The following is a 14917-nucleotide window of genomic DNA, read 5'->3' as shown; positions in this document are numbered from 1 at the left end:
AGTTTTAACCGTGTGAGATTACTCGCCGTCTCGCCATGTGGAGGGTGTGTCCGCATACCGAGAGCGCCGGATGGTCTGTGGGGCGGTCGCGTGTTCGCGGCTCACCGACCAAGCCGAGTCATCGTCCGTGTCGTCCGATTCCTCGCCCACGTCACGAAATTCACCGTAAGCACGGTCACACTCGTCGGCCCAGAGCGGACGGCTGAATGTGACCATTCCGTAAGGATCGGTCTCATCGCTGGAGCGCGGAACCGGTCCGCGGGTGCGACCGGGACGTTCGTCTGTCCCGAATTGCGTGTCGCGCGTGCGAACGCGGACCGGGAGTGTCTTGTTTTCGTCGCGGTACGGGTCGAACACCTCGTCCGAATGATGCGGATGCCGCGAGGGGTGGCCCTCGTCGTCACCGACGCCAAAGATGAGACCGCAGATCTCGCGGTACTTCGAGTCGGGCTCGCTCACGTAGTCGATGACGTTGAGCGCCTGCTCTTGGCCGGCCGACTCGATGACGAACGTGCCGTAACCGAGGATGCGCGCCGCAGGGGAGCGGTTGTACGACATGTCGGTCACCTTGGACAGCGGCATCATCGCGACCTTCTTGAAGAAGAGGCCGTGCAGGAGGATGAGGCGCTTGTTCGTGATGACGAAGGTCTTGTCCCACCACTCGAAGAGGCGCCAGACGAAGTGAAGGAGGAGGACGAGCCAGATCCACCAGGCCGCATTGGTCACCGGGCCCATCCAGGCGGGGGCGCTGAGGCCCGCGACGACGACGAGGACGAGGCCGAGCAGACAGGAGCTGAGGGCGGGCAGGAGCTGCGCCCAGTGCTGCTTCATCTCGAGAACGACGTGCTCGTTCCTGGCGAGGTACCCGGCGACGCTCTCGGACGGGCGGGTCGGGCGCAGCGGGCCCATGGCGTCAGCTCTTGCCGAGCAACGCGTCGAAGAACTCGCCCAGGTTGGTGACCGCGTTGCGCAGGACGTTACCGATGGAGCGGACGACGTCCGCCGACTGACCGGGCGAGCTGAAGATGGCGTAGATGAGGAACGCGAACAACAAGAACTTCAGGATCGATTTGAAGTTGATCTTGTCCATTTCGATGTCTTCTCTCTCGGGTGGGCGACGCGCCCAAAGAGGGACGGGCAACTCGTGCATTCTTCCAGCGCCTGGGGTATGAGCGAAGAAGGCGCGCCGGGGCACGGATCAGTAGGCTCGCGCCTGTGGATCTGTCGATGACGTTGCGTGAAGCCCTCGAGCGCGAGGCCTCGGGGACGGCGCTCACGCAGTTGACGGCGGCCGTCGAGCGGCTGTCGACGCGTTACCGCGCGGTCGCTGCGGCGTCCGACCCCATCCTCGCCAAGCCGGTCGACGTCCTCGCCTATGCCCACTACCGGATGCCGGCGACGTTCGGCGCGGTGCGCGCCGCGCTGCGGGCGCTCGCGGCATCGGGGACGTTCGAGGCGGGCTCCGTGCGTTCGCTCGCCGACCTCGGCGGCGGGACGGGGGCCGCGGCCTGGGCGGCCGCTGACGTCTTCGACTCGCTCGAGGAAGTGAGCGTTCTCGATCAGGTGCCCGAAGCACTCGACCTGGGGCAGCGCTTGGCGAAGGCCAGCGGGGTGTCCGCGCTCGCGCGCACCGTATGGCAGGAAGGGCGCGTCGGGTCGTGGAACGTCTCCGTCGGGTCGCCGTCCGCGGGTGGGGCTGACCTCGTCACCGTCTCGTACGTGCTCAGCGAACTGACGAGCGAGCAGGCCGACAAGATCGTCGCCGAGGCGGCTGCTGCTGCGACGCGCGCCATCGTCATCGTCGAACCCGGGACGCCGGACGGCTACCGCCGCATCCTGCGAGCGCGCGATCAGTTGCTCGCGGAGACCTGGCAGGTGGCGGCGCCGTGCCCGCACCAAGGCGAGTGCCCCCTGCTGGCGAAGGACGAGCCCGACTGGTGTCACTTCGCGGCCCGGGTGAATCGCTCGTCGGTGCACCGGCAGATCAAGGGCGGCGAACTGTCGCACGAGGACGAGAAGTTCAGCTACGTCGCGATGGTGCGACGACCGGCGCATCTCGCGCAGGGCTTCGCGGCTCCGGCCGCCGACGCGTCAGCCAGTGAGCAGCCGACGCGCGTCATTCGGCACCCGCGCAAGAACAAGGGCTTCGTCGAACTGCAGGTGTGCGAGTCGAGCGATGCTTCGAACGCCAGTGGACAGGTGCGCCGCGCCGTCGTGAGCAAGAAGCAGGGCGCGCTCTACAAGCAGGCACGCGACATCGGCTGGGGCGACACGATCGACCTGGGGTGAGCCGTCGCGCCGCCAGTGACGGCGAATCTCAGGCGTCGTTCTTCGCGATGCCGTAGAGGCGGTCACCCGCGTCGCCGAGGCCGGGCACGATATAACCGTTCTCGTTGAGTTTCTCGTCCATCGCGCCGGTGACGACGGTGATCGGAACGTTGATGTGCGACGTGAGCTCGCGCAGCTTCTCGACGCCTTCGGGCGCCGCGATGAGGACGACGGCGGTGATGTCGTCGGCGCCGCGCTCGACGAGGTAGTCGATCGTCGCGGCCAGCGTGCCACCCGTGGCGAGCATCGGGTCGACGACGTAGACCTGGCGGCTCGAGAGGTCGTCGGGCAGACGGTTGGCGTACGTCGTGGCCTCGAGGGTCTCCTCGTTGCGCACCAGGCCGAGGAAGCCGACCTCCGCCGTCGGCAGCAGCCGCACCATGCCGTCGAGCATGCCGAGCCCGGCGCGCAGGATCGGCACGATGAGAGGACGCGGCGTGGCGAGCTTGATGCCGCGCGCCTTCGTCACCGGGGTCTCGACGTCGACCTCTTCGACGCGCACGTCGCGCGTGGCCTCGTACGCGAGCAGCGTGACGAGTTCGTCCGCAAGACGGCGGAACGTGGGGGAGTCGGTGCGCTTGTCCCGCAGCGTCGTGAGCTTGTGCGAGATGAGCGGGTGGTCGGCGACGATGACACGCATGGGACAAACTTAACCCGTGGACCTGCCTGCAGCACCTGCCGTCGAGACGACGTATGCGACGTGGATGGCGGACGCCCTCGCCCGAGCGCGCGAAGCGGCGGCTGCGGGGGACGTTCCGGTGGGGGCGCTCGTCGTCGACGAGGGCGGCGCCGTCATCGGTGTCGGCGCGAACTTGCGTGAGGCGGACGGCGATCCGACCGGGCACGCGGAGATCGTCGCGATGCGGCGGGCCGCGACGTCCCGCGGGAGTTGGCGCCTCGACGGGTGCACGCTCGTCGTCACGCTCGAACCGTGCCTCATGTGCGCCGGTGCCGCCGTCCAGGCGAGGCTGCCGCGCATCGTGCTCGGCGCGTGGGACCGCAAGGCCGGCGCGTGCGGTGGGCTGTGGGACGTCGTGCGTGACTCCCGCTCCACGCACCGCATCGAGGTGGTCGGCGGCATCCGCGAAGCCGAGTGTGCCGAGGTGCTCACCGACTTCTTCCACCGCCGCCGCGCCTGACGCAGAAGGCGCCAGAAGTTGGTGACAGTTGGGGTACCTGGTGACGTTCAACCGTCACCAGGTACCCCAACTGCCACCAACTCCGAGTTATCCACAGGGTCGAGATGGCCATGCGTGACAACGTTGCCGAGTCGATCCAGCCTTGAGACATGCCCGCCGCTCCCTTACCGCCGTATCTCGCCCGCCGTCTGGCAGACGGCCTCACCTACGTCACCCGACGCGATCTCGCCTCCGCAGGGATCGACGTCTCAACGCTGAGGGCGTGGCGTCGCGCAGGCTTCGTGACGTCGTACAGCTACGGGGCGTACGGCATCGTCGATCCGTGCGCCGCGGACATGGACCACTTCGCCGCTCGTCGACTTCACCATGTGCGCCGCTGTGAGGCACTCCTGCAGACGCTCCCGGGGGCGCACCTCATCGGCGGATCCGCCCTCGTGGCTCACCGGCTCGCGGTCCTGCGCTTCCCTGACCGCATCGAAGTGGCGCGCCGCCCACGGGTGCAATCGCGGCGCGACGACTTCGTGTGCCGTCGGGCCTGGGGCGAGGCGCCGGAGCAGGTCGATGGGCTGGGTGTGCAGGCTGCCGCTGAGGCAGCCATCGAGGTTGCCGCACACGAAGGTCTGCGGGCGGGTGTCGTGAGTGCCGACTCCTACCTGTTCGAGGGCGGAACCCCGGGGGAGCTCGAATCAGCACTGGTCGCCTACGGTCGCAAGGCCGGTGTCGGGCAGGCTCGTGCCGTGGTCGAGCTCGCCGACGGAGCGATCGAATCCGCCGGCGAATCACTCCTGCGGTTGATCTGCCGGGATGCCGGAATCGCAGTGATTCCGCAGGTGGAGATCTGGGACGACGAGTCGCTCCCGTTCGCCCGCGTTGACTTCCTCGTCGAGGGGACTCGTGTCGTCCTCGAGTTCGACGGCATGGTGAAGTACACGCACCCCGAGGCGCTGCGTGCCGAGAAGCGACGCGAAATGCGACTGCGACGACTTGGCTACGTCGTGGTGCGCTTCACCTGGAGCGACCTGTCGGCGCCGGTTCGGGTGGTTCGAACAATCCGCGAGGCGATGGCTGTCACGCGAGCGGCGTGAAGCCCCCGGAGAAGTTGGTGACAGTTGGGGTACTTGGTGACGTTCAACCGTCACCAAGTACCCCAACTGTCACCATGTGGGCCGGAGCGTGGTGTCAGCCGCGGGCGAAGGCGTCGAAGAGGCGGGCGCCGTCGGCGAGGGCGTCCTCGTCGAGCAGGAACCCCGGGTGGTGCAGGTCGGTCTCCTTGCCCTTGCCGGAGTGGACGCCGAAGCGCAGGTAGACGCCGGGCACCGAGTCGAGGTACCAGGAGAAGTCGTCGCCGCCGGACGACTGCTCCGCTGTGCCGACACCCTCCTCACCGAACACCGAGACGACGGCCGCGCGCGCCCGCTCGGCGCACTCCTCGTCGTTGATGACCGGCGGAGGCCCCTGGGTGTACGTGACCTCAGCCTCCACGCCGAACGTGGCCGCGATCGACGCTACGGACGTCGTGACGAGTTCCTCGCCGATCTCCCACACGTCACGCTTCGCGCCGCGCAGCGTGCCCCACATCTCCGCCTTCGCGGGGATGACGTTGACCGCACTGCCGCCGTTGATCGAACCGAACGTCAGCACCGCGCCGGCGCGCGGGTCGACGCGGCGGTCGAGCGCCGCCGTCAGCCCGGTGACGATCTGCGCAGCGGCGAAGATCGTGTCGCCCGTCTCGTGCGGGCGGGCCGTGTGGCCGCCCGACGACGTCACGGTGATGCCGAAGTTGGCGTTCGAGGAGGTGATGGGGCCGGCGATGACTCCGACCTCACCGGTGGGACGGTGTGGGTCACAGTGCAACCCCATGAGCTGCGTCAGACCGTCGGTGACGCCCTCCTCGACGCACTTCTTCGCACCGCCGGGCTGTGTCTCCTCGGCCGGCTGGAAGATGAGGCGCACGGGCTGCGGGGGCGGGTCGGCCACGAGCAGCGACGCGGCGCCGAGCAGCATGGCCGTGTGCGCGTCGTGCCCGCACGCGTGGCTGACGCCCTCGTTGGCGCTCGCGAAGTCGAGCCCCGTGTCCTCCGTCATGGGCAGGGCGTCGATGTCGGCGCGTAGCCCCACGACGTCCTTCGACGAGGTCCCGTCGGCGGCGGGAACGTCACACCAGAGGCCGGTGCCCATGTCGAAGCGGTGAACCTTGAGGCCCATGTCCTCGAGCACTGAGGCGACGTAATCCGTCGTCTCGTGTTCCTCGTACGAACGCTCCGCGTTCTCGTGCAGCCACCGTCGCCACTCGACGACCTGCGCGGCGAGGTCGCCCTCCGATGCCTTGGAACCCTTGCCTCGACCGAACATCAGTCCAGTACCTCCTCGAGAAATGCGACGACCCGGTCACCGAGGCGGTGCCGGTTGGCTCTCTTGACGAACTCGTGGCCCTCGTCCTCGAACAGGAGCAGGTCGGTGCCCACCCCGTTCGACTCCAGGACGGCGATGGCCTGACGTGTCTCGTTGACGGGCACGTTGGTGTCGTGCGCGCCGTGAACGAACAGCACGGGAACGACGACCTCTCCCAGCCCGTGGATCGGCGACAACTCCTGCAGCAGTTCGCGCTCCTGCAGGGGGTGGCCGTACTTCGGCAGAGCGGCGACGGCGATCCACGGCTCGGTGTCGCGGTAGAACGTTTCGAGGTCGCTCATGCCGCAGGCTGCGATGGCGCCACGCCACAGCTCGGGGTGACGCACGAGCGTCGCGAGGGTGAGGTAGCCGCCGTACGAGCGTCCGCTGACCACCATCTTCTCGGGGTCGGAGATGCCTGTCTTCACGAGGTAGGCGACGGTGTCGGCGACGTCGTCGATGGCTGACAGGCGCGAGTAGCGCTCGTCGGCGTGGCTGAACGCACGCCCCTGGCCGGACGAACCACGCACGTTCGGCGCGACGACGGTGTAGCCCGCGTCGACGGCCTGACGCAACACGTTGTTGTAGCTCGGCCGCGACTGCCCCTCGGGGCCACCGTGGAAGTAGACCATCGTCGGCGCGGGCTCGTCACCGCAGCGGTAGACCCACGCCGTGAGCTCGAGGCCGTCGCGTGCGGGGTAGCGCACGAGTTCGGGGACGAACGTCGCGCTGCCGGCGTCGACGAGCACGGTGAGGGGACGTGAGTCAGCCTCGTCGGCCTCGGGGTCGGGCGCTGCCGTTTCGCCCTTCGGCTCCGCGCTGTAGCGCGCGAGCGGGCCGGGCGCACCGATGGGTGGCCTCGGATCCTCGGGCGACAGGTTCGCGCCGGGCTCGTCGCCGGTCCACGTGCCGTGCGCGACGTCCCAGAGCACGACGCGCGGTGGGAACTCGGGGCCCTGCACACAGAACGTGAGCAGCCGTCCGTCCGCGGTGAGGGACGGCGAGGTGACGACGACCTTCGGCAAGCGCGGCGCGGGGAGTTCGCGGGGTTCGCCGTAGCGCAGGTCGAGGATCTGGATGCGGCTGCGACCGTCGTGGTTCCACAGCAGCGTGGCGGTGGACCCGTCACGGCTGACGGAGAACTCGTCGAGATCGGCGTCGGCCCGCGCGGCGAGTTCACGGACGTCGGTGCCGTCGGGGCCGACGCGCACGTCGAGCAGGCGGAAGCGTTCGCCGTGGTGGTCGCTGCGCACGAGGGCTCGCATGACGCCGCTCTCGTGCCCTGCGTCGAGCACGACGCCGGCGTCGGTCGTCGACCCGGGGTCGGGCGGCAGAAGCGGCCACCAGGCGCCGCCGACGTCGACGCGCAACAACTCGCGGTGGCCACGCGAACCGACGCGGAACAGCGCCACGCCGTCGCGGACGTGGACGAGTTCGCCGCCGACCCGCCGGTCGACGACGCGCACGTCCTGGGTGACGGCGGACAGGACGCGACCTTCGGCCAGACCTGAGTCGTCGATGGCGGTGAGGGCGAGTTCGGCGCCGTCCCAGCACACGATCTGCACGGTCGCGTCGGTGAACTCGAACGGGTTGACCGCGCTCTGGTCGTCCGGGTCGGTGGTGAACAGCCAGATCTCCTCGCGCTCACCACCGTCGGGGCCGACCTCGCAGGCGATCCAGTGACCGTCGTGGGAGTACGCGACGTTGCGCACCGGGCCCGGCGTCGGGATGGGCACGGTGCGTTCGGGGCCGGCACCGACGCCGTCGGGTGTGGCGAGCGGACGTTGCACGGCGTGCGGGTAGCCGTCCTCGTCGATAACGACGGCGGCGAGCAGCTTGCCGTCGGGGGACAGGCACGGGTGAAGTGAGTGGCGTACCGACGGCCGGGCGGGCGATGTCTCGCTCGTTCGGGGGTTGAAGCTCACGACTTGATCCAGGTGTCCTTCCCGCCTCCGCCCGCGGAGACGTTGACGATCATCGTGCCCACCGGAGCGACTCGCGTCATCGCGGTGGGCGCCGTCTGGGCGATCGTGCGCGAGGGGTCGTCCGGGTCCGGGCGTTGCATGACGAAGGCTCGCAGATCGACGTGACTGGGTGCGAATGCTCCGTCGGAGAGCGTCGGCAGTGTGGAGAGCGGGATGATGTCCTGCGCGACGAACCGCGCCGGCGTCTCTCGGATTTCGCTGCGTCGCTCCTCGAGTTCGTCCTCGGAGCACTCGGGACCGACGGTGATGCCGGTGCCGCCGTAGCCGTCGATGGGCTTGACGACGAGCTCGTCGAGCCGGTCGAGGACCTCCTCGCGCTGCTTCTCGTCGGAGCACAGCAACGTCGGCACCTGGCCGATGAGGGGTTCCTCGCCGAGGTAGAAATCGATCATGTCGGGCACGAGGGCGTAGACGGCCTTGTCGTCGGCGAGACCGTTGCCGGGGGCGTTGATGATGGTGACGGCACCGGCAGCCATGACGTCGCGCAGTGTCTCCCCGAGCTTGAGCCCGTCGGCGCCCTCGGAGCCGAACAGTTCCTCCTCGCCCATCCGCGGGTTGAGGAGGTGGACGCGGTGGCGATGGTCACCGTCGAGGCGGTAGAGGATGCCGTCGTCGACGAGCAGTTTGTCGGCGGTGACGAGGGCCGCGCCGATTTCGCCACTGACGAGGTTCTGCTCGTACCACGTGGTGTCGGTTTCACCGGGGGAGACCATGCACAGGCCGAAGTCGTCGTCGGCGTCTGCGCCCTCGACGAGAGCTGCTGCCGCGAGGAAGGCTTCGCGCATGATGGGGTAGGCCTCGCGGGGGTGACGCAGTTTGCCGGGCGTGGGCAGGATCTCGGCGAAGTGGTCTTCGAGGATGCGCCGGTTGATGTGACTCATGCCGAGCCCACCGGGCATCCGCAGGTTGTCCTCCAGGACGATCCACTCGCCGGCGGAGGGGGAGACGAGGTCGAGCCCGCACAGGCCGGCGCGGACGAACCCTTCGGGCACCTTGTGGCCGTCCTTGGAGTATCCGGGCGCGCGGCGCAGGACCTCGCGGTCGATGCGGCCGGCTTTGAGGATTTCGCCCGGGCCGTAGACGTCACGCAGGAACAGCTCGTGCGCGCGCACGCGCTGTTCGAGGCCTGCGCTGATCTCGGCCCAGCGTTCGGCGGTGATGATGCGGGGCGCGATGTCGATGGGGTAGGGGCGGTTGCCGTCCTTGGAGTTGATCGTGACGCCCAGTTCTTCGAGGTCATCGGCGGTTTCCCGGAGGCGCGCGGTGAGGCGTTCGGAGCCGAGGGCTTCGATGCTGCCGAGGACGGTGCAGTAGTCGGGCCGCATCTTGGCGTCGGCGGTGACGGATTCATCGTGCACACCCTCGGTGGCGGGGATGTAGTCGCGGTACGCGGAGAACGCGCCGGGAACGCCCTCGTGGGGGCCGCTGTTGGTGGGGTTTTCACCCGCGGACGTCGTCGTCATGCGATGACGCTACAGCGCGTCGCGGTGCGGCGGAAGGAACGCGAAAACTCCCGTCATGACGCGTCGTAACACTTCACCCCGAAGGGGGAGAAAAGACCCGCGGCATGAGCGCCGGGTACGGCAACGGGGCCGCAACACTCCTTGAGTGCGCGACCCCGCTGGAAGCGGACTCCCCCGAGTGCTGTCGCACCGAGCGTGACGGCCGAGCCTGCGAGGCCGCCACGCTCGGTGCGACAGCACGAAGGGAATCACTTCATGACGACGACAGGCGCCTGGCTCTTGCCCTTCTTGGCTTCCTTGGCCTCTTCCTCGGCGCGCTTGACGAGCGCCTGCGGCGGGTGGCCGGCGGACTTGGTGTAGTAGTCGGCTGCGCGGCGCTCGGCGTACATCTTGGCGGCGACGAGGGCGCCGGTGGAGATGGCGGCGTAGATGGCGGCTTCGAGGATGCCGGCGTTCGGGTCTTTGGCGCTACGCGGGCTCTTGCCGGTGGCGGTCTTCCAGCCCTTGGTCGCGACGGTGGTGGCTGCCTTGCTGGCGACGATTCCGGCGCCGAGGCTGAGTACCTTCCAGACGAGGTTGCCCATGTTGTCTCCCCTTCCAAGGGTGGTAAGTGTCTTGTTCCCATATTCGCAGGCGGTGTTGTGTGTTCGCCAGTCGTGCGGGCCGATTGGTCGACGTGTAATGTCGCCTGCGAACGACAGGGGAGCGCACGTTGCGCTGAGATCGTGCCGAGGTAGGGCACCAAACCCTCGAACCTGAACCGGTTAGCACCGGCGGAGGAAGTCGAGACTCACCCGCTCGTGCGCGGCTCGTGCCGCTTGCGGACGTGGTCCCTCACTCGAGGTGAGGAGGACGTCGTGATGAGCAAGTTCCACGTGACCGAGCGGACGGGTGGTTCCCACCCCGTGCCGACGACGGTCGCTGCGCTGGTGGCCGGTGTTGCGGTGTTGGCGACGTCGGCGTGCAGCGTCAGTGACACGAAGACGAAGTCGTCGGCGTCAGCGTCGGATGCGAAGAGCAAGACGGTGACGCTCGTGACCCACGAGTCCTGGGCGCCCGACAAAGCCGTCATGGACGAGTTCATGAAGCAGACCGGCTACACCGTGAAGGTGTCGAAGTCGGGCGACGCGGGCACCCTGGCCAACAAGTTGGTGCTCGCGAAGAACAATCCGACGGGCGACGTCGTCTTCGGCATCGACAACACGTTCGCGTCGCGGGTGACGAAGGAGGGCGTGCTCGAGCCGTACACGTCGAAGGCTGCCGCTACGTCGACGTCGACGTACGACCTGCCGGACGGCCAGGGCAAGGGCGTGCTGTCGCCCATCGACACGGCGTCGGTGTGCGTCAACGTCGACGACGCGTGGTTCACGAAGAACAACAAGAAGAAGCCGGCGAGCCTCGACGACCTGACGAAGCCGGAGTACAAGAACCTCATGGTGGCGCCAGGCGCCTCGTCGAGTTCGCCCGGCATGGCGTTCTTCCTCGCCACGGTCGGCAAGTACGGCGAGAACGGCTGGAAGCCGTACTGGACGAAGCTCATGAGCAACGGCCTCAAGCTGACGTCGGGCTGGAGCGACGCCTGGAACGTCGACTACACGGCCGGTGAGGGCAAGGGCAGCCGCCCGATCGTCGTCAGCTACGACAGTTCGCCGGCGTTCACGGTGGACGGTTCGGGCAAGTCGACGACGTCGGCGCTCGGCAACACGTGCTTCCGCTCGAACGAGTACGCGGGCGTCATCAAGGGCGCGAAGAACCCCGAGGGCGCCAAGGCGTTCATCGACTTCATGAACGGCAAGAGCTTCCAGAAGTCGCTGCCGAACTCGATGTACGTCTTCCCGGTCGACTCCTCGGTCGAGCTGCCGCCCGAGTGGGCGAAGACGGTGAAACCCGCCGAGAAGACGATCGACGTCTCGCCGGCGCAGATCGACGAGAAGCGCCAGACGTGGCTGACGCAGTGGAAGGACGTCACGTCGAAGTGAGCCGTGACGGCGTCGCTGCGCCGGCAGCACGAGCACGCGCGGGAACCTCGTCCCTCCCGCGCGTGCTCGTGCTCGCGTTGCTCGCCGCGGTGCCGCTCGTCTTCCTCGGCATCTTCTTCGCGTGGCCGGTTCTCGCGATGGCGGTGCGCGGCGTCACGGGCGACGGTGGGGGCGTTGACCTCGCGGGTGCCTGGGACGTCGTCACCCGCCCGCGCACCCTGCGCGTGCTGTGGTTCACGCTGTGGATGGCGGCGCTCGCGACCTGCTGCTCGGTGGCGCTCGGGCTGCCCGTCGCGCACGTGCTCTACCGCTTGCGGGTGCCGCTGGCGGGGCTGTGGCGCGCCCTCGTCGTCCTGCCGTTCGTGTTGCCGACGGTCGTCGTCGGCGTGGCATTCCGCTCGCTGTTCGCCCCCGGCGGGCCGCTCGCGGCGCTGGGGTGGGACGGAACGTGGCAGCCGGTGCTGCTCGCGATGGTGTTCTTCAACATCTCCGTCGTCGTGCGCACGGTCGGGCCGATGTGGGCCTCCCTCGATCCGCGCACCGCGCAGGCGGCAGCCGGCCTCGGAGCATCGCCCGCCCAGGTCTTCCGGACGGTGACGTGGCCGGCGTTGCGTCCCGCCGTCGTCAGTGCCGCGACGGTCGTGTTCCTCTTCTGTTCGACGGCGTTCGGCATCGTGCTCATGCTCGGCGGGCTGCGTTACGCGACGCTCGAGACCGAGATCTACTCGCTCACGGTCGAGTTCCTCGACCTGCGCGCCGCCGCGGTGCTCTCGACCGTGCAGTTCGTCCTCGTCGCGCTGTTGCTGCTCGGCGCCGAGCGGGCCCGCTCGGGTCTGCGGCGCAGTGATTCCGTTGTGCGCCGCGGCGTCGCGGTGGCCGACGAGCCGCGCCGAGTCACCCGATCCGACGCCCCGGCGCTCGCTGCCACCCTCTTCGCCTTGGCTCTCGTCGTCACACCCCTCTTCACCCTCGTCCTGCGCTCGCTGCGTGACGGCGACGGCTGGTCCCTCGTGCACTACCGCGCGCTCGGCGGAGAACTGGCCGCCCTGGCCGCCCTCTCGGTTTCGTGGCGCATCGCCCTCGACGCGGCTCTGCTGGCGCTCGCGCTCGGCGTCATGGTGTCGGTCGTCGTCTCGTGGCGGGCTCGCACGCCGCGCGGCCGCCGCGTCATTGCGGGCCTCGACGCTGCGTTCATGCTGCCGCTCGGCGTCTCGGCCGTGACGGTCGGCTTCGGTTTCCTTCTCACCCTCGACCGTCCGCCGCTCGATCTGCGCAGCTCGCCGATCCTCATCCCGATCGCGCAGGCCACCGTCGCGCTGCCGCTCGTCGTGCGCACGCTCGTACCCGTGCTGCGCTCGCTCGACCCGAGGTCGCGTGAAGCCGCGGCCGCCCTCGGCGCGAGCCCGTTGCGCGCCTGGATGACGGCCGACCTGCCACACCTGTGGCGTCCCTTCGTCGCCGCGGCGGGGTTCGCCCTCGCCGTCTCGCTCGGCGAGTTCGGGGCGACGGCGTTTCTCGCCCAGCCCGAATCGCCGACGCTACCGGTGCTCATCTATCAACTCCTCGGCCGCCCCGGCGCGGGCAACTTCGGCGCCGCGATGGCAGCTTCCGTGTTGCTCGCGACGGTGACAGCCCTCGTCATGGCCGCCGTGGAACGCATCGGCGGCAGCGCCGCGGGAAGGATGGACGGATGACGCAGTCCCACGATCGGGAGGAGGCCGGCGGCCTCGAGGTGACGGACGCCCGCGTCACCTTCGCCGGCAACGCCACGCCCGCACTCGACGACGTCTCCCTCACGCTGCCGCGCGGGCGCGTGCTCGCCGTGCTCGGCCCGAGCGGGTGCGGCAAGTCGACGCTCCTGCGCGCCGTCGCCGGTCTGCAGGCGCTCGGGGCCGGTCGCATCGCCTTCGACGGCACCGACGTGACGCGCGTGCCCACCCACAAACGCGACTTCGCGCTCATGTTCCAGGACGGGCAACTCTTCGGCCACCTCGACGTGGCAGGCAACGTCGCCTACGCGCTGGCGCGACGGGGCACACCCGCTCCCGACCGTGACCCCCGCGTGGCCGAACTGCTCGACCTCGTCGGCCTCTCGGGGCTCGAATCACGCCGTCCGGCAACGCTTTCGGGCGGCCAGCAGCAGCGGGTTGCGCTCGCGCGGGCGCTCGCCGCGCGCCCCCGGCTGCTCCTGCTCGACGAGCCGCTGTCGGCTCTCGACCGCTCGCTGCGCGAACGCCTGGCGGGCGATCTGCGCTCCGTTCTGCTCGCCGAGGGTGCGACGGCCCTCTTCGTCACACACGATCACGACGAAGCGCTCACGGTCGCGGACGACATGGCGATCATGCGCGACGGTCGCATCGTTCAGCACGGCTCGACGCGCGAGGTCTGGGCTCACCCGGTGGACGAGGAGACCGCTGACTTCCTCGGGTTCACCACGCACCTCACCCCGGACGAAGCACAGCGACTCGGCCTCGAACGCGCTGCCTGGGCGCTGCGGCGCGGTGGCCTGCGGGTCGTCGGGGTCGATGTTCCCGGTGCTCTGGCCGGAAGGGTCGTGCGCGTGTCGGCGTCGGGCGAGGCGACGCACGTCAGCGTCACCCTCGACGCGCTGCCGGGACGCGAACTGGAGGCGATCGCCTATCCGAGCGATGACGCGCCGACTGCCGCGACGCTCGACGAGGGCGCGCGTGTCGGCGTCCGCGTCAGTTCCAGCGGGGCCGTGCGCTTCGGCTGAGTGCGCACGAGCGGCGAACCTTCGGGCGCCGTCCACGCGTCGCGGGCGACGAGCACCTCACGCAGCAGGTCGGGCCGGTCGGTGATGACGGAGTCGACGCCCGCGTCGAGGTAGCGGGTCATCTGGGCGCTGTCGTTGACGGTCCACGTCACGAGGCGAAGCCCGGCGTCGTGCGTCATGTCGACCAGGCGTGCGGCGGCTCGCGCATCCGCCATCCACGGTATGCCGCCCAGCCGGGTGGCGATGTGGGCGGCGAACGCCCCGTGAAGCACGCGCCGCGGGGCTCGGGTGCCCGTCTTCGCTGCACCCATGAGCGTCAACAGGCCGCGCCAGCCGAGCGAACGCGCGCAGCCGGTCGTCTCGGCGACATCGCGCAGCCAGGTGTCTCGGCCGTCGGCGACGCAGACGCGCTCGGCACTGCGCGTGCGGCGCACGGCGTCGACGAGTGGGGCCGCTGCGCGCACCGTCTTGAGATCGATGAGGAAACTCGCGTCGGGAAAGGCGTCGAGCAGGGTGTCGAGGCGCTGGATCGGCTCACCGCCAACCCGGACGGCGCGCAGTTCCTCCCACGTGAGATCTCGCACGCGCGCGTCGATCCCGGCCGTTCGCGCGAGCGTCGCGTCGTGAAAGGCGAGCGCAACACCGTCCTTCGTCACCTGGACATCGGTCTCGAGCAGGCGCAGGCCGAGGGCGTGCGACATCTCGAACGCGGCGAGGGTGTTCTCGGGCGCGAGGCCGGCGCCGCCCCGGTGGGCGACCGCGATGTCGGTGAGGCTCACGTGCTCACCGTCGCCGACGTCGTCAGCGACACGCAAGGGGCTTCACCGAGAGTTCGCCGGACGTTGCTCGACCCTTCCGCGCGATGCAACGTGCCCTCCGACCGCAGGGGCCGGAGGGC

At 69.3% G+C, this 14917-nt stretch carries 14 protein-coding genes and 1 riboswitch; of the genes, 6 read left to right on the top strand and 8 right to left on the bottom strand.

The window, feature by feature from the left end; translation table 11 throughout:
* Positions 1-18 precede the first annotated feature (18 nt).
* Positions 19-909 carry a PH domain-containing protein gene (locus D1832_RS04925; RefSeq protein WP_118912873.1) on the bottom strand — a complete coding sequence of 297 codons (891 nt, stop codon included), beginning with the start codon at positions 907-909 and terminating at the stop codon, positions 19-21.
* A gap of 4 nt (positions 910-913) precedes the next feature.
* Positions 914-1090 carry a hypothetical protein gene (locus D1832_RS15280; protein WP_165357884.1) on the bottom strand — a complete coding sequence of 59 codons (177 nt, stop codon included), beginning with the start codon at positions 1088-1090 and terminating at the stop codon, positions 914-916.
* Positions 1091-1227: 137 nt separating this feature from the next.
* On the opposite strand from D1832_RS15280, the gene D1832_RS04920 reads away from it, so the two are divergent.
* A complete protein-coding gene (locus D1832_RS04920; protein WP_118912872.1) occupies positions 1228-2289 on the top strand; it encodes a small ribosomal subunit Rsm22 family protein in 1062 nt (353 codons plus the stop codon).
* Positions 2290-2317: 28 nt separating this feature from the next.
* Here the strand turns inward: D1832_RS04920 and upp are convergent, their stop codons facing one another.
* A complete protein-coding gene (gene upp, locus D1832_RS04915) occupies positions 2318-2968 on the bottom strand; it encodes a uracil phosphoribosyltransferase (RefSeq protein WP_047310555.1) in 651 nt (216 codons plus the stop codon).
* Positions 2969-3032: 64 nt separating this feature from the next.
* On the opposite strand from upp, the gene D1832_RS04910 reads away from it, so the two are divergent.
* Positions 3033-3467 carry a nucleoside deaminase gene (locus tag D1832_RS04910; protein ID WP_047311114.1) on the top strand — a complete coding sequence of 145 codons (435 nt, stop codon included), beginning with the start codon at positions 3033-3035 and terminating at the stop codon, positions 3465-3467.
* A gap of 149 nt (positions 3468-3616) precedes the next feature.
* Positions 3617-4552, top strand: coding sequence for a DUF559 domain-containing protein (locus D1832_RS04905; RefSeq protein ID WP_118912871.1), 936 nt, complete (start codon positions 3617-3619; stop codon positions 4550-4552).
* 94 nt (positions 4553-4646) lie between these two features.
* On the opposite strand, the gene D1832_RS04900 is transcribed toward D1832_RS04905, so the two are convergent.
* The 4 genes from D1832_RS04900 to D1832_RS04885 all read right to left on the bottom strand — a co-directional run bounded on the left by D1832_RS04900 (position 4647) and on the right by D1832_RS04885 (position 9890).
* On the bottom strand, positions 4647-5819 hold the full coding sequence (locus D1832_RS04900) for an amidohydrolase (protein ID WP_118912870.1): 1173 nt from the start codon (positions 5817-5819) through the stop codon (positions 4647-4649).
* Entirely contained in the window at positions 5819-7783 is a 1965-nt protein-coding gene (locus D1832_RS04895) for a S9 family peptidase (RefSeq protein ID WP_206609353.1), read from the bottom strand. The genes D1832_RS04900 and D1832_RS04895 overlap by 1 nt, the downstream gene beginning before the upstream one ends.
* Positions 7780-9306, bottom strand: coding sequence for a circularly permuted type 2 ATP-grasp protein (locus D1832_RS04890; RefSeq protein ID WP_118912869.1), 1527 nt, complete (start codon positions 9304-9306; stop codon positions 7780-7782). The genes D1832_RS04895 and D1832_RS04890 overlap by 4 nt, the downstream gene beginning before the upstream one ends.
* Before the next feature lie 248 nt (positions 9307-9554).
* Positions 9555-9890, bottom strand: a complete 336-nt coding sequence (locus D1832_RS04885) for a DUF4235 domain-containing protein (protein ID WP_118912868.1) — start codon at positions 9888-9890, stop codon at positions 9555-9557.
* Between the two features lie 105 nt (positions 9891-9995).
* Positions 9996-10105, top strand: a riboswitch (TPP riboswitch).
* A 61-nt stretch (positions 10106-10166) separates the two neighbouring features.
* Here D1832_RS04885 and D1832_RS04880 point away from each other — a divergent pair.
* The 3 genes from D1832_RS04880 to D1832_RS04870 are packed head-to-tail and all read left to right on the top strand — an operon-like array spanning position 10167 to position 14019.
* A complete protein-coding gene (locus D1832_RS04880; RefSeq protein WP_118913023.1) occupies positions 10167-11285 on the top strand; it encodes a thiamine ABC transporter substrate-binding protein in 1119 nt (372 codons plus the stop codon).
* Positions 11249-12979 carry an ABC transporter permease gene (locus tag D1832_RS04875; protein ID WP_338067288.1) on the top strand — a complete coding sequence of 577 codons (1731 nt, stop codon included), beginning with the start codon at positions 11249-11251 and terminating at the stop codon, positions 12977-12979. Before D1832_RS04880 ends, D1832_RS04875 begins: the two co-directional genes overlap by 37 nt.
* Entirely contained in the window at positions 12976-14019 is a 1044-nt protein-coding gene (locus tag D1832_RS04870) for an ABC transporter ATP-binding protein (RefSeq protein ID WP_118912867.1), read from the top strand. The genes D1832_RS04875 and D1832_RS04870 overlap by 4 nt, the downstream gene beginning before the upstream one ends.
* On the opposite strand, the gene D1832_RS04865 is transcribed toward D1832_RS04870, so the two are convergent.
* Positions 13923-14834 (bottom strand): glycerophosphodiester phosphodiesterase family protein, encoded by a 912-nt coding sequence (locus D1832_RS04865; protein WP_241510866.1) that lies wholly within the window; start codon positions 14832-14834, stop codon positions 13923-13925. The genes D1832_RS04870 and D1832_RS04865 overlap by 97 nt on opposite strands.
* Between the last annotated feature and the right edge of the window lie 83 nt (positions 14835-14917).

Source organism: Dermacoccus abyssi (genome assembly GCF_003515945.1).
Taxonomy (GTDB): Bacteria; Actinomycetota; Actinomycetes; order Actinomycetales; family Dermatophilaceae; genus Dermacoccus; species Dermacoccus abyssi.
This window is presented reverse-complemented; position numbering and strand designations above follow the sequence as displayed.

Coding starts and splice junctions, on each gene's coding strand:
- D1832_RS04905 (WP_118912871.1), top strand. CDS start 3,617: ATGCCCGCCGCTCCCTTACCGCCGTATCTCGCCCGCCGTCTGGCAGAC.
- D1832_RS04925 (WP_118912873.1), bottom strand. CDS start 909: ATGGGCCCGCTGCGCCCGACCCGCCCGTCCGAGAGCGTCGCCGGGTAC.
- upp (WP_047310555.1), bottom strand. CDS start 2,968: ATGCGTGTCATCGTCGCCGACCACCCGCTCATCTCGCACAAGCTCACG.
- D1832_RS04885 (WP_118912868.1), bottom strand. CDS start 9,890: ATGGGCAACCTCGTCTGGAAGGTACTCAGCCTCGGCGCCGGAATCGTC.
- D1832_RS04900 (WP_118912870.1), bottom strand. CDS start 5,819: ATGTTCGGTCGAGGCAAGGGTTCCAAGGCATCGGAGGGCGACCTCGCC.
- D1832_RS04870 (WP_118912867.1), top strand. CDS start 12,976: ATGACGCAGTCCCACGATCGGGAGGAGGCCGGCGGCCTCGAGGTGACG.
- D1832_RS04920 (WP_118912872.1), top strand. CDS start 1,228: ATGACGTTGCGTGAAGCCCTCGAGCGCGAGGCCTCGGGGACGGCGCTC.
- D1832_RS04880 (WP_118913023.1), top strand. CDS start 10,167: ATGAGCAAGTTCCACGTGACCGAGCGGACGGGTGGTTCCCACCCCGTG.
- D1832_RS04890 (WP_118912869.1), bottom strand. CDS start 9,306: ATGACGACGACGTCCGCGGGTGAAAACCCCACCAACAGCGGCCCCCAC.
- D1832_RS15280 (WP_165357884.1), bottom strand. CDS start 1,090: ATGGACAAGATCAACTTCAAATCGATCCTGAAGTTCTTGTTGTTCGCG.
- D1832_RS04910 (WP_047311114.1), top strand. CDS start 3,033: ATGGCGGACGCCCTCGCCCGAGCGCGCGAAGCGGCGGCTGCGGGGGAC.